Below are 18,854 nucleotides of genomic sequence, written 5' to 3' on the forward strand. Positions count from 1 at the left end.
AAACGCCCGCAGCACCCAGGAGGGCCCGTGAAGACGGAGAACGAGCAGCGCACGGGTCTGCTCTACGGATTCGGCGCCTACGGGATGTGGGGGCTGGTCCCCCTCTTCTGGCCGCTGCTCAAACCGGCCGAGGCCGTGGAGATCCTGGCCCACCGGATGGTGTGGTCGGTGGTGGTCCTGGGGCTCATCCTGCTGGCGATGCGCCGCTGGGGCTGGATACGCGAGCTGCTGCGGCAGCCCCGCAAGCTCGCCCTGACCTCCCTGGCCGCCGCCGTGATCTCGGTGAACTGGGGCGTCTACATCTGGGCGGTCAACAACGGCCAGGTGGTCGAGGCCAGCCTGGGCTACTTCATCAACCCGCTGGTCACCATCGCCATCGGGGTGCTGGTGCTCGGCGAGCGGCTGCGCCCGGCCCAGTGGACCGCCGTGGGCATCGGCTGCTCCGCGGTCCTGGTGCTGGCCGTCGGCTACGGCCGGCCGCCGTGGACCTCGCTGGTCCTGGCCTTCTCCTTCGCCGCCTACGGCCTGATCAAGAAGAAGATCAACATGGGCGGGGTGGAATCCCTGGCCGCCGAGACGGCGGTCCTCTTCCTGCCCGCGCTCGGCTATCTGCTGTGGCTGGGCGGCCGGGGCGAGCTGGCCTTCGGCTCGCACGGCGCCGGGCACGCCGCCCTGCTGGCCGGCACCGGCCTGGTCACCGCCATCCCGCTGATCTGCTTCGGCGCCGCCGCCATCCGGGTCCCGCTGTCCACCCTGGGCCTGCTGCAGTACCTGGCGCCGGTGTTCCAGTTCTCCCTGGGGGTCCTCTACTTCCACGAGGCCATGCCGCCCGAGCGCTGGGCCGGCTTCGCGCTGGTCTGGGCCGCGCTCGCGCTGCTCACCTGGGACGCCCTGCGCACCGCCCGCCGCTCCCGGGCCGCGCTCGCCGCGGCGGCCGTGCCGGTCCCCTCCCCCGTCACACCCCCCGCTCCCGCCACGCCCACCGCGCCCGCACAGCCGGCGCAGCCCGCCTGAGCCGGCGCCCGGGCCGGCGCCGCAGGCGCCCCTTCCGTCCCCCGATGACCCGTACGCCCCGCGCGTACGGGTCATCGTCCGTTAAACGAACCGCCATGACCGGATTACGCTCTTGACGGATAGTCACACTCTCGCTGAACATCGGGCTCGCACAGACGCACCACCCCCGCACGTTCCGTTCCATCCCCGTTCGGAATCCCGGAGAGCCCCCACATGAGTCTGTCCGTCCCCCGGCGTCCCGCCGTCCTCGCCGCCGCCGCCCTCGCGGTGGCCGGCCTGGCCGCGACCACCGCCCCCGCCGCCCTCGCGGCGCCCACCGCAGTCACCACCACGGCCACCGCCGCCGCGACCCCGCCGGACATCCCGGTCGCCAACGTCAAGGCGCACCTCCAGCAGTTCTCCACCATCGCGGCCAACAACGGCGGCAACCGGGCCCACGGCCGGGCCGGCTACAAGGCGTCCATCGACTACGTGAAGGCCAAGCTGGACGCGGCCGGGTTCACCACCACCCTCCAGACCTTCACCAGCAGCGGCGCCACCGGCTACAACCTGATCGCGGACTGGCCGGGCGGCGACCCGAACTCGGTCCTGATGTCCGGCGCCCACCTGGACAGCGTCACCTCCGGCGCCGGCATCAACGACAACGGCTCCGGCTCGGCGGCGCTCCTGGAGAACGCCCTCGCGGTGTCCCGGGCCGGCCTCCAGCCCACCAAGCACCTGCGGTTCGGCTGGTGGGGCGCGGAGGAGCTCGGCCTGGTCGGCTCCAAGTACTACGTCAACAACCTGCCGACCGCGGAGCGCTCGAAGCTGTCCGGCTACCTGAACTTCGACATGGTGGCCTCGCTCAACGCCGGGTACTTCGTCTACGACGACGACCCCACGATCGAGCAGACCTTCAAGACCTTCTTCTCCGGCATCGGGGTCCCGACCGAGATCGAGACCGAGGGCGACGGACGCTCCGACCACGCCTCGTTCAAGAACGTGGGCATCCCGGTCGGCGGCCTCTTCACCGGCGCCAGCAACACCAAGTCCGCCGCTCAGGCCCAGAAGTGGGGCGGCACCGCCGGACAGGCGTTCGACCGCTGCTACCACTCCTCCTGCGACAACCTGGCGGCGGTCAACGACACCGCCCTGGACCGCAACAGCGACGCGATCGCCTACGCGATATGGACCCTGGGCGCCTCCACCCCGGTGCCGCCCGGCCCGTCCTTCGAGAACACCGCGGACGTGAACATCCCGGACAACAACACCACCGGGGTGACCTCGCCGATCACCGTCTCGGGGGTGGCGGGCAACGCCCCGGCCACCACCAAGGTGGAGGTCAACATCGTCCACACCTACCGCGGTGACCTGATCGTGGACCTGGTCGCCCCGGACGGCAGCGTCTACAACCTGCACAACCGGTCCGGCGGCAGCGCCGACAACCTGGCGCAGTCGTACACGGTCAACGCCTCCAGCGAGGTCGCCAACGGCATCTGGAAGCTGCGGGTCCGGGACGCGGCCAGCGCCGACGTCGGCTACATCAACAGCTGGAAGATCACCTTCTAGCGATACCGCACACCCCGCACGGCCGGCCGCCGCTCCCGTACCTCCCGTACGGGAGCGGTGGCGCGTCCGGGCCGCAGCGGGTCGGGCGGTCCGGGCCGGAGCGGGTCAGGCGCCCTCGGCGCGGACCTCCAGCGGCTCGGGCACCGGTTCGCGTATCTGGGCGCGGAGCTCCTCGGCGACGCCGGCGATGTCCACCCGGCCCTTCTTCGCGGCCTCCACCAGATCCCCGAGCGCCTCCGGGGAGGGCAGTTTCCGGGCCCCGGCCACCCGCAGGTAGGAGCGGGTGGCGGCGGCCGCGTAGAACTCGTTCATCGGGGATTCCAGCGCCGGGCACACGGCCAGGGTGTGCAGGAAGGCGGCCGCCCGCCAGGCGGTGTCGGGGGCCGGCTGCTCCGGGACCAGGACCAGGTCGTTCTGGTGCCGGGCGACCGCGGCCGCGACCCCGGAGGGGTCCCAGACGGCGGGGTCGGAGGGCAAGTGGTGGGCGAGCGCCGTCCAGGCCCACTCCATGGTGATCTTCAATTGCCGAACCGCTCCTGGAAGTAGCTCCAGTGGTCGGCGAACTCCTCGATCCCGCTGAGGAACCGTTTGCGGTCCTCGTCGAGTTCACGTTCGGTGACCTCGGTGATCATCGCGGTGACCGTCGTACCCAGCGCCGCCGCACGTGCCTTGAGGCGTTCGTGGAACTCTTCGTCCAGGCGGATGGTGACGTGTCTCGACATGCCCATCACCGTACAGCGGGTCCGCTGTACGGCGAACAGGAACGGCCAAAGGGTGGCCCGGGACACAGTCCCCGGGCCACCCTCCGTACGGGCGGGCGCACTTGCCCGCGCGCGGCTACTTGTCGGCGTCGGCCGTGGCGACCAGCCGGTCCTTGGTGACGGCGCCGACGTAGACCTTGCCGTCGTCCGTGATCAGCGCGTTGACCAGGCGGGTGGAGAAGACCCGGCCCTCGCCGAACTTCCCGGAGACCTTGTCGCCGAGCGAGTCGAGGAACTGCTTGGCCTCCTTGGGCGCGTTCTGGTCGTTCTCCAGCTCCTTGAGACCGCCCTTGCCGGTGCCCGAGACGATCCGGGCCACCGAGGCCCAGCCCTCGCCGAGGACCTCGACCTCGCCCGGGCCGCCGGCCCCGCCGGTCAGGCCCTCCAGGCCGGGCAGCGCGTCCAGGCCCTTGAAGGGCCCGCCGTCGCGGTCGTGTCCGGCGCCGCCCTCGTTGATCTTCGCGCCCTTGGGCGGGGTGAACTTGAAGGTGTCGGCGGCCGGCTTGGCGAAGTCGACCTTGGTGAACCCGGCCTCCACGATCGGCTTGCCGCCTCGGGCGGAGAGCAGCTGGAAGCGGAGCGGGGCGCCGTTCTTCGCGTCCACCGCGATCCGGACCGAGCCGACGGTGGATCCGGACTGCTTGGGCTTGAGGACCAGCTGGTAGGCGTCCCGGCCGGCCACCTGGGCGGTGTCGCCGACACTGACCTCGGTGGTGCCCTCGGCGGCCTTCAGGGCCTCCTCGGCGAACTGCTTGGGGGTGGCGGGCAGCCGGTCGGCGGTCTTCCGCTCGTGGCCCCTGGCGGACTTCCCGTGCCGGGGGTCCTTCTCGTGGAAGACCTCGCCGGACTTGCTGTCGTACCCCCACACGTCCGCGCCGTCGTGGACCAGGGTGTACTCGTCCTTGCCGTCCAGGAAGGTGAGCTTCTGGCGGTCCGGCCCGTCCGCGGCCACCTTGAAGGTGTGCGTGCCGGAGGCCAGCTGGGCCACCTTGTCCTCGGGGGCGGCCGATCCGCCCGTCACCCCGGCGCCGCCGCCGATCCCGCCGAGCAGTCCGCCGGCCAGTTTGGGCAGGCCCAGGTCGGTGCTGATCTTCGCGGTGCCGGAGAGCTGCTCCACCTCGGAGGAGGCGATCTTCTCGATCAGCTCCTGGGCGGTGACCTTCGGCAGGTCCGGGCCGCCGGCGTTGGCGAACGCCGGGACCAGTGCGACGGTCGCCCCGACCACGCCGATCACCGCGACCGGTACGGCGTACCGCGCGGCCTTGCGGAAGCTCTTCGTGTTCGTGTTCGCAGCCATGTCAGTGACCTGCCCTCTGTGTCTACGGCGGCGACCCCCGTGTCGCCACGCTCACCCGATCCGGTGGGGTTTGTTGCACCCATCTGACCAAACCGGGCGCCCTCGGCGCGTCAGTCCCCGGAGCCAACTCCGCGTACGACCGTGGGATGACACGACCCGGTGCCCCCTAGGGGGCACCGGCTAGCCGGCCCGGTGGACCACCGCGTCGCAGAGCTCTTCGAGGGCGGACTTGGCGAAGCACTCGGGCAGCGGGGCCAGCGTGGCGCGGGCGTCCTCGGCGTACCGGACGGTGTCGCGGCGGGCCTGCTCCAGGGCCGGGTGGACCCGGAGCCGGGCCAGGGCCTCGGCGTGCCGGGCGTCGTCCGTCAGGTCGCTGTCCAGGAGGGCGACCAGATCGAGGTCCGCGGGGTCCCGGTCCCGGGCGGCCCGTTCGCGGAGCAGCAGGACGGGCAGGGTGGGGATGCCCTCGCGGAGGTCGGTGCCGGGGGTCTTGCCGGACTCGTGGGAGTCGGAGGCGATGTCCAGGACGTCGTCGGCGAGCTGGAAGGCCAGGCCCAGCCGTTCGCCGTACTGGGTGAGGATGTCGACGGTCATCTCGTCGGCGCCGGACATCAGCGCGCCGAACCGGCAGGAGACGGCGACCAGGGAGCTGGTCTTGCCGGCCATCACGTCGAGGTAGTGGGCGACGGGGTCGCGGCCGTCCCGCGGGCCGGCGGTCTCCAGGATCTGCCCGGTGACCAGCCGCTCGAAGGCCTCGGCCTGGATCCGGACGGCCTCGGGTCCGAGGTCGGCCAGGATGTGGGAGGCCCGGGCGAAGAGGAAGTCGCCGGTCAGCACGGCCACCGAGTTGCCCCAGCGGGCGTTGGCGCTGTCCACGCCGCGGCGGACGTCCGCCTCGTCCATGACGTCGTCGTGGTAGAGCGTGGCCAGGTGGGTGAGCTCCACGACCACGGCCGAGGGGACGATGCCGGGGGCGTAGGGGTCTCCGAAGCGGGAGGCCAGCATCACCAGCAGCGGCCGGAAACGCTTGCCACCGGCCCGCACCAGGTGCTGTGCGGCCTCGGTGATGAAGGGGACCTCGCTCTTGGTGGCCTCCAGCAGGCCCGCCTCCACGGCCGCGAGTCCGGCCTGGACATCGGTCTCAAGAGCCTGGTCCCGCACGCTCAGTCCGAACGGCCCGACGACGGTCACGAGGGGTACTCCTGTCTGCTGCCGATCACGGTGACGATCACCCGGATCGTCGATGTGTCGCTGCCTTCGCTGGGGCCAGCGTATCCGGTCCATTTTCGATCACCGTGAGCGCCCGGCGGACCAGGCCGGGCCCACGTCCCGCGCACTGCCCGAAGGGCACCGGTATGTTCGTGAGCAGCCCATAACAACCGGAGAACGCGTTTTGTCCAGAAAAGAAACTGACGTGGACGTGGAGGACCCGGAGGCCGACCGGCCGCCGCCCTCCGACGACCACGCCTTCCTCGGGCACCCCCGCGGCCTGGCCACCCTGTCCGGGCTGGAGGTCTGGGAGCGGTTCTCGTTCCTGGGCATGCAGGCCATCCTCGTCCTGTACTTCGCGGACTCGGTGGCCCACGGCGGCCTGGGCATGGCCCCGGGCACCGCCGCCTCCGTCTCGGCGGCCTACGGGACGATGGTCTATCTGGTCTCCGTCGCGGGCGGCTGGCTCGCCGACCGGATCCTCGGCTCCTACCGGGCCGTGCTCTGGGGCGGGATCCTGATCGCCTGCGGGCACTACGCCATGGCCGTCCCCACCGTCGCCATGACCTGGACGGGCCTCGGTCTGATCAGCGCCGGCACCGGCCTGCTCAAGCCCAATGTGGCCAGCATGGTCGGCAGGCTGTACCGCACCGACGACCAGCGCCGGGACGCCGGCTTCGCCCTCTACTACATGGGCATCAACATCGGCGCGTTCGCCGGACCGCTGGTCACCGGCTGGCTGGGCGAGCACCAGGGCTGGCACTGGGGGTTCTCGGCCGCCGCCTTCGGCATGACGGCCGGCCTGGTGCAGTACGTCCTGGGCCGCCGCCATCTGGCCGGGCGCAAGCACTCGGCGGAGTTCCCGCTGGCCCCCGCGGCGATGCGCCGGGCCGTGCGGGGGATCGCCGCCGGGCTGCTGGGCGCCGCCGCGCTCTGCCTGGTGCTGGCCCGGGCCGGCTGGCTGACCATGGACCGGTTCGTGGACCTGCTCACCCTCGTCTCGGTGATCGCGCCGGTGGTGTACTTCACCCTGATGTTCCGCAGCCCGAAGGTGACGGCGGCGGAACGCGGCCGGCTGCGGCCCTACGTGGTGCTCTTCCTCGCCTCGGTGGCCTTCAACTTCATCCTCTTCCAGGCCTACTCCACGATGATGCTGCTCGCCTCGGAGAACGCCCGGACCACCATCCTCGGCTTCGACTTCCCGGCCGGCTGGTACGCCTCCGCGCTCGGCGCCTTCGAGGTGGCGCTGGCCCCGGTGGTGGCCGCCGTCTGGGCCCGGATGGGGCCCCGCCAGCCGCACGCCTCCAACAAGATCGCCTTCGGGGTGGTGCTGGGCGGCCTGTCCTTCCTGCTGATGGTGCTGCCCACCTCCGGGCACGACACCGACACGTACCGGATGGCCGCCTGGTGGATCGTCGGCTCCTACCTGCTCCTCGGGCTCGGCGACGTCCTGCTGGAGACCTCGGGCATGTCGGCCACCACCAAACTCGCCCCCCGGGCCTTCGCCAGCCAGACCATGGCCCTGTGGTTCCTGTCGCTGGCGCTGGCGAACGGCATCCAGGCCCAGGTGGTGAAGCTCTACGGCGAGGTGTCGAACCCCGTCTACTTCGGCGTCAACGGCGCCGTCGCGGTGGCGGCGGGCCTGGCCGTGATGGCGCTGGCGCCATGGCTCCGCCGCACCATGCACCCCGTCCACTGACCCACCGGCCGACCGCACCGGCGCAGCCAGGGAGACCGACCGAGCATGATCATCCGCACCGAGTTCCCGTACCGGACCCGCCACGAGGACGTCCGGATCCCGATGCCCGACGGCACCCCCCTCTACGCCCGGATCTGGCGCCCGGTCACCGAGGAGCCGGTGCCCGCCCTGCTGGAGTACCTGCCCTACCGGCTCACCGACTGGACCGCCCCCCGGGACGCCCAGCGCCACCCCTGGTACGCCGGGCACGGCTACGCCTCCGTACGCGTCGACGTCCGCGGCCACGGCAACAGCGGGGGCCTGCCCGGCGACGAGTACGACGCCCGGGAGCTCGCCGACGGGGTGGCGGTCGTCGAATGGCTGGCCCGGCAGCCCTGGTGCAGCGGCCGGGTCGGCATGTTCGGCATCTCCTGGGGCGGGTTCAACTCCCTCCAGATCGCCGCCCTGGCCCCCGAGGCGCTGGGCGCCGTGGTCACCGTCTGCTCCACCGACGACCGGTTCGACAACGACGTGCACTACACCGGCGGCTCCGTCCTGGCCGTGGACATGCACGCCTGGTCGGCCACCATGCTGGCCTTCGCCGCCCGCCCGCCGGACCCCCGCCACGCGGGCGAGGGCTGGCGGGAGCGGTGGCTGGAGCGGCTGGAGTCGGTGGAACCCCTGGTCCACACCTGGCTCTCGCACCAGACCCGGGACGACTACTGGCGGCACGGCAGCGTCTGCGAGGACTACGGGGCGATCGGCGCGGCCGTGCTCGCCGTCGGCGGCTGGCACGACCCCTACCGGGACACCGTGCTCCGGCTGGTCGAGCACCTGCCCGCGGACCGGGTGCGGGGGCTGATCGGCCCCTGGTCCCACCAGTACCCGGACCGCGGGCTGCCGCCCGGACCGGCCATCGGCTTCCTCCAGGAGACCCTCCGCTGGTGGGACCACTGGCTCAAGGACGCCGACAACGGGGTCATGGAGGAACCGCTGCTCCGCTCCTGGATCAGCGCCTCCCACCCGCCCGCCACCCGCTACGAACGGCTGGACGGCCGCTGGGTCGGCGACCGGGCCTGGCCCTCCCCCGCCGTCACCCCGGTCGCGTACGCCTTCCAGGGCGCGCCCGTGCCGGTCGCCTCCCCCCAGCACACCGGGCTGGACGCGGGCCGTTTCTTCCCCTTCGGCAACGACGCCGACCTCCCGCCGGACCAGCGGGAGGAGGACGCCAAGTCGGCCTGCTTCGAGTTCCCGGTCGCCGAAGGGCCCGGGGTGGAGATCCTGGGGCGGCCCTCGGTCTCCGTGCGGCTGCGGATGGACGTGCCGTACGGGCAGGTCGCCGCCCGGCTCTGCGACGTCGCCCCGGACGGCTCCTCCACCCTGGTCACCCGGGGGGTGCTCAACCTGTCCGCGCGGCAGGGCCGGGACCGGGCCGTGCCGTGGAAGGCCGGGACCTGGGAGACGGTCTCCTTCGAGCTGAACGGCATCGGGCACGCCTTCCCGCCCGGGCACCGGATCCGGCTCGCCCTGTCCTCCGCCTACTGGCCCTGGGTGTGGCCGCGGGCCGGTTCCGAGGCGGGCTGGACCCTGGACCCGGCGGGCAGCTCGCTGACCCTGCCGGTCCGCACGGCCCCGCCCGGCGGCGAGCCGGCGATCGCCTTCGAGGCCCCCGAGCAGGCCGAACCCCTGGGCGTGGTCCACCCGGCCACCCTGGACGAACCGCGCCCCGAACGGCTGGTCGTCCGGGACGTGGCGCAGGGCCTGTGGCGGCTGGAGGTGGACCCCCGGTACGGCGGCACCCGGGTCTACCCGGACGGGCTGGAGTTCACCGAGGACGCCCTGGAGGTGTACGAGATCCGGGACGCCGACCCGCTGTCGGCCCGGACCCGGTCGGACTGGCGGATCCGGCTGCACCGGCCGGAGGAGGGCTGGGACGCGCGGGTGGAGACCCGGTCGGAGATCACCTGCGACGAGGGCGGGTTCCTGACCTCGAACGAGCTGGTGTGCCGGGAGGGCGAGGAGGTCGTCTTCCACCGCACCTGGGAGCGCCGCCTGCCGCGCGCGGCGGGCTGACCGGGAGGGATGCGCCGGGGGCGGCGGGGACGGCGGGGAGGGTGATCGTCCGGGCGGCGGTGCGTGTTAGCGTGCCGCCGGTCAGACGATCATCATCCACGGGGGGAATCCGTGCACCGCCGAAACTTTCTGAAGGGTGCCGCCGCGACCGCGCTGAGCGCCCCGGCCCTGTCGCTCGCCGCCGCCGGGCCCGCCCACGCCCAGGGCAACTACGACGTGCTCATCACCGAGCAGCTGAAGAACAGGATCATGCTGTTCCGGGCGTACAAGGAGTGGCGGCCCGAGAACCTGGGCTGGGCCTGGACCGCGCCCGACCAGCCCGCCTGGGAACGGCTCAACGACGCCCGGTTCCGGGAGACCGACCGGCACGGCTGGGTGTGCGTGGTCGCCGCCGGCGGCGGCCGGGTCGGCATCGTGAACTTCGGCGACGACGACGCCCTGCTGTGGTCGGCGGCCCCGGGCGGCAACCCGCACGCGGCCGAGTACCTCCGCGGCCACGGCCTGGTGGTCACCGCCTCCTCCGCCGCCTCCTCCTCGGTGGACTACGAGGGCTTCCTGACGGTCTACGCGCCCACCAACGCTGCGGACCCCGGCACCCTCGCCCAGGTCCAGCAGATCACCTTCTCGGGCGCCCACGGCCTCTGGTGGGACGGCGCCCACCTCTACGCCCTGGGTTCCTGGACCCTGGCCAAGTACAAGGTCACCGGCAGCCTGCGCGGCGCCCGGCTGGAACTCGTCGACAAGCACGTGTGGGACACCGTCTTCCACGGCCACAGCCTGGACATGGACTTCACCGACCCGAACCGGCTGCTGCTGAACGGGGCGGGCGCCATCTGGTCCGTGGACAAGCGGACCCTGGCCCTCAGCTCCGTCCGGCCGCGCAGCTACGGGGTGAAGTCCTTCTCCCGGGCCGCCGACGGGGAGTCCTTCTGGGTGCAGGCGATCGACACCACCGACCCGGGCCGGGTCGGCTGGTGGAACGAGTACGTCCAGTTCTTCGACCCGGCCGGCGCCCCCAGCTACCGCCGCGGCCTCGACGGATACGGGTACGAGGGCCGGATCTACCGCTCCCGGATCTCCAGCGTCCGGCTCTCCTGAACGGCCGGTCAGGGGTAGAGGCGCTCCAGGACGGCGGCGATGCCGTCCGCCTCGCAGGACAGGGTGAGCTCGTCGGCGACCGCCCGGAGTTCGGGGTGGGCACCGGCCATCGCGACCCCGTGGGCGGACCAGGCGAACATCGGGATGTCGTTCGGCATGTCCCCGAAGGCGATGGTGTCGGCGCCGCTCAGGCCCAGTTCGGCCGCCGCCACCGTCAGCCCGCTCGCCTTGGTGACACCCGGCGGCTGGAGCTCCACCGTGTGCTCGCCGGCCATCGTGACGTTGACCAGGTCGCCGACCACCGCGCGGGCGATCCGGGTCAGCTCGTCGTCGTCGAGGTCCGGGTGCTGGAGCAGCACCTTGTTGATCGGGGCCGACCACAGCTCGGAGCGGCGGGACACCCGGACCGTCACCAGGTGCGGATGCGGCACCCGGTAGCCGGGCCCTATCAGCATCGCCGCGTCCAGCCCCTCCCCGTTGACCGCGGCCCAGACCTCGCCGATCTCCGCCTCGATCTTGCCGAGTGCCAGGGCCGCCAGCTCGCGGTCCATCGGCACGGAGTGCAGCAGCCGGCCGCGCGCCGCGTCGTACACCTGGGCACCCTGCCCGCACACCGCGAGCCCCTCGTATCCGAGCCCGTCCAGGACGTGCCGGACCTGCGGGACGGGGCGGCCGGTCACCACGATGTGCCGGGCGCCGGCCGCGCGCGCCCGCGCGAGCGCGGCGTACGAGCGAGGTGAGACGGTGTCACCGGCGCGCAGCAGGGTCCCGTCCAGGTCGGTGGCGATCAGCGCATAGGGGAGGGAGCGCGGGAGAGCGTGCGGGAGGGCGCGAGTCACGGCGCCAAGGATACGGACCGGATTGGACAAGTCCTACAAATAGCGCCCCAATCCGGCCTCCCGCAGGCCCCGGGAGACACGTAACGTGTCAACCCGCACTGTGTCACCCGGGACACCCCCGGACCGCGTGGAAAGCGAGGCAGCACCCCATGCCCCAGCAGAGCCCCCTGGACGTCCCCGAGGGCGACCCGTTCGGCCCGCACAACCTGCCGTACGGAGTGTTCAGCACCAGCGCGGAGCCGGAGCGGCGACGCATCGGTGTGCGGCTCGGCGGTCATGTGCTCGACGCGGGCGCGGCCGCCCTGGCCCTCGGCTCCCCCTACGCCGGGCTCCTCGGCCGGCCCTCGCTGAACCCGCTGCTCGCGGCCGGCCGCACCGCCTGGCACGACGTCCGGCGGGCGCTGACCGCCTGGGTGACCGACCCCGGCCACCGGCCCACCGTGGAACCCCACCTGATCGCCCTCGACGAGGTCACCCTGCACCTGCCGTACGAGGTCGCCGACTACGTCGACTTCTACGCCAGCGAGCACCACGCCACCAACGTGGGCCGGATGTTCCGCCCGGACGGCGACGCCCTCACCCCCAACTGGAAGCACCTCCCCATCGGTTACCACGGCCGCTCCGGCACCATCGTGGTCTCCGGCACCGAGGTGGTCCGGCCCGCCGGACAGCGCAAGACCCCCGCCGACCCGGCCCCGGTGTTCGGGCCGAGCGTCAAGCTGGACATCGAGGCCGAGGTCGGCTTCGTGGTCGGCGCCCCCTCCGAGCAGGGCGTCCCGGTGGCCCTCGGCGACTTCCGGGAGCACGTCTTCGGACTCTTCCTGCTCAACGACTGGTCCGCGCGGGACATCCAGGCCTGGGAGTACGTCCCGCTGGGCCCCTTCCTCGGCAAGTCCTTCGCCACCTCGGTGTCGGCCTGGGTGACCCCGCTGGAGGCCCTGGACTCCGCCCGGGTCGCGCCCCCGGACCGGGACTTCCCGCTGCTGCCCTACCTCGACGACGCGGAGGCCGACGAGCCCGGCGGCTTCGACCTGCACATCAGCGTGTCGGTCAACGGGCAGGAGGTGGCCCGGCCGCCGTTCTCCTCCATGTACTGGACGGCCGCCCAGCAGCTCGCCCATATGACGGTCAACGGGGCCTCGCTGCGCACCGGCGACGTCTTCGGCTCCGGCACGGTCAGCGGCCCGGAGGTCGACCAGCGCGGTTCGCTGCTGGAGCTGACCTGGAACGGCCGGGACGCCATCGAACTGGCCGACGGCAAGCGGACCTTCCTGGAGGACGGTGACACCGTCACCCTGACCGCCTGGGCCCCCGGCGCGGACGGCGCCCGGGTCGGCCTCGGCGAGGTCACCGGCCGGATCGTGCCGGGCCGCTGATCGTGCCCGGCCGCTAGCGGAACCCAGCCCCGGCGGGGCCCCTCCCCCGGACGGCCGACGCCCATTGGGCGGCCGTCCGGGTGCGGGGGATGTGGCGGGCCGTCAGGGTGGACGGACGGGAGCGGGATGCCCGTACGTCCGTACCCCCACCGCGAGGAGCCCCATGAGCGTCCGTCAGCTGAAGACCGCCGTCACCTGTGTGGCCGTGGCCGCCCTCGCCCTGGCCGCCGTCCCCGGCGCGCACGCGGTGGACGGGCCGGCCCCCGACCCCCGCAACCGGCAGGCGATGCGGGACATGGCCACCGCCATCGCGGTCACCGCCAAGTACGTGGACGAGCGCGAGGCGATCAAGGACGGCTATGTGAAGCACGGCGAGTGCATGAACAACCCGTTCGGGGTGGGCGCCATGGGTTTCCACTACGTCAAGGACGCCTACTGGGGGTCCAAGGACCCGGCCAAGCCGACCGCGCTGCTCTACAGCGCCGAGAAGGACAAGCACGGGCGGCGCCAGCTCCAGGCGGTGGAGTGGATGTCCACCGACCGGGACCAGGACCTGAAGACCACCGACGACCGCCCCAGCATGTTCGGACTCCCCTTCGACGGGCCGATGCCCGGCCACTGGGCGGGCATGCCCAAGCACTACGACCTGCACATGTGGGCGTACAAGAAGAACCCGGCCGGCCGCTTCCACAACTGGAACCCCGCCCTGACCTGCCCGAAGACCCCCGGGGCCAAGACCACCACCCCGGCCCACGCCCACCACTGACCGGAACGTCGACCGCCCGGGGCATACACGGCAGGGCCCGGTCCCCCGAAGGGACCGGGCCCTGCCGTGCCGGACGGGGTGGTCAGCGGACGAAGATGCTCGACTGGCCCGCCAGGTCCAGGAAGTACTGGGGGGCGACGCCCAGGACCAGGGTGACCGCGACGCCCACTGCGATGGTGGTCATGGTCAGCGGGGAAGGCACGGCCACCGTCGGGCCGTCGGCCTTCGGCTCGCTGAAGAACATCAGCACGATCACCCGGATGTAGAAGAACGCGGCGATCGCCGAGGAGATCACACCTACCACCACCAGGGCTCCCGCCCCGCCCTCCGCCGCGGCCTTGAACACCGCGAACTTTCCGGCGAACCCGCTGGTCAGCGGGATTCCGGCGAAGGCCAGCAGAAACACCGCGAACACCGCCGCGGTCAGCGGGGAGCGACGGCCCAGACCGGCCCACTTGGACAGGTGGGTGGCCTCGCCGCCCGCGTCGCGCACCAGGGTGACCACGGCGAACGCGCCGATGGTCACGAAGGAGTAGGCGCCCAGGTAGAAGAGGACCGAGGAGATGCCCTCCTCCGAGGTGGCGATCACACCCGCCAGGATGAACCCGGCGTGCGCGATGGAGGAGTAGGCCAGCAGCCGCTTCACATCGGTCTGGGTGACCGCGATGATCGCGCCCGCCAGCATGGTCACGATCGCCACGCCCCACATCACCGGCCGCCAGTCCCAGCGCAGGCCGGGCAGCACCACGTACAGCAGCCGGAGCAGGGCGCCGAAGGCGGCGACCTTGGTGGCGGCGGCCATGAAGCCGGTGACCGGGGTGGGGGCGCCCTGGTAGACGTCCGGGGTCCACATGTGGAACGGGACGGCGCCGACCTTGAACAGCAGGCCCATCAGGATCAGCGCCCCGCCGATCAGCAGCAGGACGTCGTTGCCCATGGTCGCGGCCAGGGCCGGGTCCACGGTGGCGACGGTGCCGTCGACCACGTCGGCGATCGCCGCGTACGAGACGGAGCCCGCGTAGCCGTAGAGCAGGGCGATGCCGAACAGCAGGAAGGCCGAGGAGAAGGCACCGAGCAGGAAGTACTTGACCGCGGCCTCCTGCGACATCAGCCGCTGGCGGCGGGCGACGGCGCAGAGCAGGTACAGCGGGAGGGAGAAGACCTCCAGGGCGATGAACAGGGTCAGCAGGTCGTTCGCCGCCGGGAAGATCAGCATTCCGGCGATCGCGAACAGGGCCAGCGGGAACACCTCGGTGGTGGTGAACCCGGCCTTGACGGCGGCCTTCTCGCTGTCACTGCCCGGGGTGGACGCCGCCTGGGCGGCGAAGGAGTCCACCCGGTTGCCGTGCGCCGCCGGGTCGAGGCGCCGCTCGGCGAAGGTGAACAGGGCCACCACGGAGGCCAGCAGGATGGTGCCCTGGAGGAACAGGGCGGGACCGTCCACCGCGATGGCGCCCATCGCGGCGATGTGCGCCTTGGTGGTGCCGTATCCGCCGGCCGCCAGGGCCACCACGGCCGCGAAGGCGCAGGCGAGGGCGGCGACGGACAGGAACACCTGCGCGTAGTAGCGGGACCTGCGCGGCAGGAAGGCCTCCACCAGCACGCCCAGAATGGCCGCGGAGATCACGATCAGGGTGGGCGCGAGCTGGGCGTACTCGATGTTCGGGGCCGGGATCCGGTCGATCGCGTCGGCGCTCAGGACGTTCACTTCGCCGCCTCCACCTTCTCGGCGGGCACGGCCGGCCGGGGATCCTTCTCTTTCACATCGGACATCGTGTGCCGCACCGCCGGGTTGACGATCTCGGTGAGCGGCTTCGGGTAGACCCCGAGGAAGACCAGCACCGCGATCAGCGGGGCCACCACCAGGACCTCCCGCAGGCGGAGGTCGGGCATGGTGCGGACCTCCTCCTTCACCGGGCCGGTCATGGTCCGCTGGTACAGGACCAGCACGTACAGGGCGGCCAGCACGATGCCGAGGGTGGCGATGATGCCGACCACCGGGTACCGGGCGAAGGTGCCGACCAGGACCAGGAACTCGCTGACGAACGGGGCGAGTCCGGGCAGCGAGAGGGTGGCGAGCCCGCCGATCAGGAAGGTCCCGGCGAGCACCGGGGCCACCTTCTGGACACCGCCGTAGTCGGCGATGAGCCGGGATCCGCGGCGGGAGATCAGGAATCCGGCGACCAGCATCAGCGCCGCCGTCGACAGGCCGTGGTTGACCATGTAGAGGGTGGCGCCGGACTGCCCCTGGGAGGTCATCGCGAAGATGCCCAGGATGATGAAGCCGAAGTGCGAGATCGAGGCGTAGGCCACCAGCCGCTTGATGTCCCGCTGGCCGACGGCGAGCAGCGCCCCGTAGACGATGCTGATCAGGGCGAGGACCAGGACCACCGGGGTGGCCCACTTGCTGGCCTCGGGGAAGAGGCCCAGGCAGAAGCGGAGCATCGCGAAGGTGCCGACCTTGTCGACCACCGCGGTGATCAGTACGGCGACCGGGGCGGTGGACTCGCCCATGGCGTTGGGCAGCCAGGTGTGCAGCGGCCACAGCGGGGCCTTCACCGCGAAGGCGAAGAAGAACCCGAGGAACAGCAGCCGCTCGGTGTTGGTGGCCATCTCCAGTTCGCCGGACTCGCGGAGCGCGGCGATCTCCTGGAGGGAGAAGCTGCCGGCGACCACGTACAGCCCGATGACGGCGGCCAGCATGATCAGGCCGCCGGCCAGGTTGTAGAGGAGGAACTTGACCGCGGCGTAGGACCGCTGGGCGGCCGCGTTCTCGTCGGATCCGCTGTGTGCCCGGTCCCCGAAGCCACCGATGAGGAAGTACATCGGGATGAGCATGGCTTCGAAGAAGATGTAGAAGACGAACACGTCGGTGGCGGCGAAGGAGATGATCACCATCGCCTCGACCATCAGGATCAGGGCGAAGAAGCCCTGGGTGGGACGCCACCGCGAGGAGGAGGTCTCCAGCGGGTCGGCGTCGTGCCAGCCGGCCGCGATGATGAACGGGATCAGCAGGGCGGTCAGGGCGATCAGGGCGACCCCGATGCCGTCCACGCCCAGTTCGTAGCGGACCCCGAAGTCGGGGATCCAGGCGTGCGACTCGGTGAGCTGGTAGCGCGCGCCGCCCGGGTCGAACCGGACGGCGACCACCGCGGCCAGGGCCAGGGTCGCCACCGAGACGAGCAGCGCGAGCCACTTGGCGGCGGTCCGGCGGGCGGCCGGTACGGCCGCCGTGAGGACCGCGCCGACCGCGGGGACCGCGGCTGTCACCGTCAGAAGCGGGAAATTCATCTCACACCGCCCTCATCAGCAGGGTCGCGGCGATCAGGATCGCCGTGCCCCCGAACATCGAGACCGCGTAACTGCGGGCGTAGCCGTTCTGCAGCTTGCGCAGCCGGCCCGACAGTCCGCCGACCGACGCGGCGGTCCCGTTGACCACCCCGTCGACCAGGGTGTGGTCGACGTACACGAGCGAGCGGGTCAGGTGCTCGCCGCCGCGGACCAGCACCACGTGGTTGAACTCGTCCTGGTACAGGTCCTTGCGGGCCGCCCGGGTGAGGACGGAGCCGCGCGGGGCGGTCACCGGGACGGGCTTCTTGCCGTACTGGGCGTAGGCGATGCCGACGCCGACGAGCATCACGACCACGGTGGAGGCGGTGATGGCCGCCGCGCCGATCGGCGGGTGGCCGTGATCGAAGGAGGTGACCGGCTCCAGCCACTTCACGAAGGACTCGTGGAAGCTGAACAGGCCGCCCGCGAACACCGATCCGAAGGCCAGCACGATCATCGGGATGGTCATCGACCTGGGCGACTCGTGCGGGTGCGGGAGTTCGCCGTTCTCGTCGGGCTGCCAGCGCTTCTCGCCGAAGAAGGTGAGGAGCATGACGCGGGTCATGTAGTACGCGGTGATGGCCGCGCCCAGCAGGGTGACCGCGCCGAGGATCCAGCCCTCGGTGCCGCCCTTCGCGAAGGCCGCTTCGATGATCTTGTCCTTGGACCAGAAGCCGGAGAGGCCGGGGAAGCCGATGATGGCCAGGTAGCCGAGGCCGAAGGTGACGAAGGTGACCGGCATGTACTTCCGCAGGCCGCCGTACTTGCGCATGTCGACCTCGTCGTTCATGCCGTGCATGACCGAGCCGGCGCCGAGGAACAGCCCGGCCTTGAAGAAGCCGTGGGTGACCAGGTGCATGATCGCGAACACGTAGCCGATGGGGCCGAGGCCGGCGGCCAGGATCATGTAGCCGATCTGCGACATGGTGGATCCGGCCAGGGCCTTCTTGATGTCGTCCTTGGCGCAACCGACGATCGCACCGAACAGCAGGGTGACCGCGCCGACCACGACCACGACCAGCTGGGCGTCCGGGGAGGCGTTGAAGACCGTCCCGGAACGGACGATCAGATACACGCCGGCGGTCACCATGGTGGCGGCGTGGATCAGGGCCGAGACCGGGGTCGGGCCCTCCATGGCGTCGCCGAGCCAGGACTGCAGAGGCACCTGCGCGGACTTGCCGCAGGCGGCCAGCAGCAGCATCAGGGCGATCCCGGTGACGACCGCCCCGGAGGCCTGGTCCACCGAGCCGAGCACCGGGCCGAAGGCGAAGGTGCCGAAGGTGGTGAACATCAGCATGATCGCGATGGACAGTCCGATGTCACCGACCCGGTTGACCAGGAAGGCCTTCTTCGCGGCGGTGGCCGCGCTGGGCTTGTGCTGCCAGAAGCCGATCAGCAGGTACGAGGCGAGGCCCACGCCCTCCCAGCCGACGTACAGCAGGAGGTAGTTGTCGGCGAGGACCAGCAGCAGCATCGCCGCGAGGAACAGGTTGAGGTAGCCGAAGAAGCGGCGCCTGCGCTCGTCGTGCTCCATGTAGCCGATGGAGTACACGTGGATGAGCGTGCCCACCCCGGAGATCAGCAGGACGAAGGTCATCGACAGCTGGTCGAGCTGGAAGGCGATGTCCGCCTGGAACCCCTCGACGGGGATCCAGCTGAACAGCTTCTGGTGCAGGGCGCGGTCGTCCGCGTCCCGGCTGAGCATGTCGGCGAAGAGGGTCGCGCCGATCCCGAAGGAGACGGCGGCGAGCAGGGTGCCGAGCCAGTGCCCGACTTTGTCGAGGCGCCGGCCGCCGCAGAGCAGCACCGCCGCTCCGAGCAGGGGCGCCGCGATGAGCAGCGCGATCAGGTTCTCCACGGTGTGC

The 18,854-nt window shown here is 71.7% G+C and carries 15 protein-coding genes; 7 read left to right on the forward strand and 8 right to left on the reverse strand.

Annotation, left to right across the window (positions count from 1 at the left end):
- The first annotated feature begins 27 nt into the window (after window positions 1-27).
- The gene (gene rarD / locus ACZ50K_RS25135) at window positions 28-1,014 is read left to right on the forward strand and encodes an EamA family transporter RarD (RefSeq protein WP_468906993.1); all 987 of its coding nucleotides are present in this window, start codon (window positions 28-30) and stop codon (window positions 1,012-1,014) included.
- 213 nt (window positions 1,015-1,227) lie between these two features.
- Complete coding sequence (locus tag ACZ50K_RS25140; protein ID WP_468906996.1) at window positions 1,228-2,562, forward strand: M28 family metallopeptidase; 1,335 nt, start codon at window positions 1,228-1,230, stop codon at window positions 2,560-2,562.
- Between the two features lie 105 nt (window positions 2,563-2,667).
- Here ACZ50K_RS25140 and ACZ50K_RS25145 read toward each other — a convergent pair whose 3' ends face one another.
- The 4 genes from ACZ50K_RS25145 to ACZ50K_RS25160 form a co-directional block, all read right to left on the reverse strand.
- A complete protein-coding gene (locus ACZ50K_RS25145; RefSeq protein ID WP_468906999.1) occupies window positions 2,668-3,084 on the reverse strand; it encodes a hypothetical protein in 417 nt (138 codons plus the stop codon).
- Entirely contained in the window at window positions 3,081-3,284 is a 204-nt protein-coding gene (locus ACZ50K_RS25150) for a plasmid partition protein ParG (RefSeq protein ID WP_468907002.1), read from the reverse strand. The genes ACZ50K_RS25145 and ACZ50K_RS25150 overlap by 4 nt, the downstream gene beginning before the upstream one ends.
- A gap of 115 nt (window positions 3,285-3,399) precedes the next feature.
- Window positions 3,400-4,620 (reverse strand): LolA family protein, encoded by a 1,221-nt coding sequence (locus ACZ50K_RS25155; protein ID WP_468907005.1) that lies wholly within the window; start codon window positions 4,618-4,620, stop codon window positions 3,400-3,402.
- A 180-nt stretch (window positions 4,621-4,800) separates the two neighbouring features.
- Entirely contained in the window at window positions 4,801-5,811 is a 1,011-nt protein-coding gene (locus ACZ50K_RS25160) for a polyprenyl synthetase family protein (protein ID WP_468907007.1), read from the reverse strand.
- A 223-nt stretch (window positions 5,812-6,034) separates the two neighbouring features.
- Between ACZ50K_RS25160 and ACZ50K_RS25165 the strand changes: the two genes are divergently transcribed.
- The 3 genes from ACZ50K_RS25165 to ACZ50K_RS25175 all read left to right on the forward strand — a co-directional run bounded on the left by ACZ50K_RS25165 (window position 6,035) and on the right by ACZ50K_RS25175 (window position 10,678).
- The gene (locus tag ACZ50K_RS25165; protein ID WP_468907010.1) at window positions 6,035-7,528 is read left to right on the forward strand and encodes a peptide MFS transporter; all 1,494 of its coding nucleotides are present in this window, start codon (window positions 6,035-6,037) and stop codon (window positions 7,526-7,528) included.
- A 45-nt stretch (window positions 7,529-7,573) separates the two neighbouring features.
- A complete protein-coding gene (locus ACZ50K_RS25170; protein ID WP_468907013.1) occupies window positions 7,574-9,580 on the forward strand; it encodes a CocE/NonD family hydrolase in 2,007 nt (668 codons plus the stop codon).
- 111 nt (window positions 9,581-9,691) lie between these two features.
- Entirely contained in the window at window positions 9,692-10,678 is a 987-nt protein-coding gene (locus ACZ50K_RS25175) for a hypothetical protein (protein WP_468907016.1), read from the forward strand.
- Window positions 10,679-10,686: 8 nt separating this feature from the next.
- On the opposite strand, the gene ACZ50K_RS25180 is transcribed toward ACZ50K_RS25175, so the two are convergent.
- Window positions 10,687-11,517, reverse strand: a complete 831-nt coding sequence (locus ACZ50K_RS25180; protein WP_468907019.1) for an HAD family hydrolase — start codon at window positions 11,515-11,517, stop codon at window positions 10,687-10,689.
- 149 nt (window positions 11,518-11,666) lie between these two features.
- On the opposite strand from ACZ50K_RS25180, the gene fahA reads away from it, so the two are divergent.
- Window positions 11,667-12,893, forward strand: a complete 1,227-nt coding sequence (gene fahA / locus ACZ50K_RS25185) for a fumarylacetoacetase (RefSeq protein ID WP_468907022.1) — start codon at window positions 11,667-11,669, stop codon at window positions 12,891-12,893.
- A 163-nt stretch (window positions 12,894-13,056) separates the two neighbouring features.
- Window positions 13,057-13,659, forward strand: a complete 603-nt coding sequence (locus ACZ50K_RS25190) for a hypothetical protein (RefSeq protein ID WP_468907025.1) — start codon at window positions 13,057-13,059, stop codon at window positions 13,657-13,659.
- Window positions 13,660-13,741: 82 nt separating this feature from the next.
- Here the strand turns inward: ACZ50K_RS25190 and nuoN are convergent, their stop codons facing one another.
- From nuoN to nuoL, 3 genes are read right to left on the reverse strand one after another with little or no spacing between them, the layout of a single operon-like run.
- Window positions 13,742-15,367 carry an NADH-quinone oxidoreductase subunit NuoN gene (nuoN, locus tag ACZ50K_RS25195; RefSeq protein WP_468907028.1) on the reverse strand — a complete coding sequence of 542 codons (1,626 nt, stop codon included), beginning with the start codon at window positions 15,365-15,367 and terminating at the stop codon, window positions 13,742-13,744.
- Complete coding sequence (locus ACZ50K_RS25200) at window positions 15,364-16,950, reverse strand: NADH-quinone oxidoreductase subunit M (protein WP_468907031.1); 1,587 nt, start codon at window positions 16,948-16,950, stop codon at window positions 15,364-15,366. The genes nuoN and ACZ50K_RS25200 overlap by 4 nt, the downstream gene beginning before the upstream one ends.
- Before the next feature lies 1 nt (window position 16,951).
- A complete protein-coding gene (nuoL, locus tag ACZ50K_RS25205; RefSeq protein ID WP_468907033.1) occupies window positions 16,952-18,847 on the reverse strand; it encodes an NADH-quinone oxidoreductase subunit L in 1,896 nt (631 codons plus the stop codon).
- Window positions 18,848-18,854 lie beyond the last annotated feature (7 nt).

Source organism: Streptomyces sp. NPDC033845, from assembly GCF_055576225.1.

Excerpts from the sequence above, each read along its gene's own strand:
- ACZ50K_RS25140 (WP_468906996.1), top strand. The coding sequence starts at position 1,228 with ATGAGTCTGTCCGTCCCCCGGCGTCCCGCCGTCCTCGCCGCCGCCGCC.
- fahA (WP_468907022.1), top strand. The coding sequence starts at position 11,667 with ATGCCCCAGCAGAGCCCCCTGGACGTCCCCGAGGGCGACCCGTTCGGC.
- ACZ50K_RS25170 (WP_468907013.1), top strand. The coding sequence starts at position 7,574 with ATGATCATCCGCACCGAGTTCCCGTACCGGACCCGCCACGAGGACGTC.
- ACZ50K_RS25155 (WP_468907005.1), bottom strand. The coding sequence starts at position 4,620 with ATGGCTGCGAACACGAACACGAAGAGCTTCCGCAAGGCCGCGCGGTAC.
- ACZ50K_RS25200 (WP_468907031.1), bottom strand. The coding sequence starts at position 16,950 with ATGAATTTCCCGCTTCTGACGGTGACAGCCGCGGTCCCCGCGGTCGGC.
- ACZ50K_RS25150 (WP_468907002.1), bottom strand. The coding sequence starts at position 3,284 with ATGTCGAGACACGTCACCATCCGCCTGGACGAAGAGTTCCACGAACGC.
- ACZ50K_RS25190 (WP_468907025.1), top strand. The coding sequence starts at position 13,057 with ATGAGCGTCCGTCAGCTGAAGACCGCCGTCACCTGTGTGGCCGTGGCC.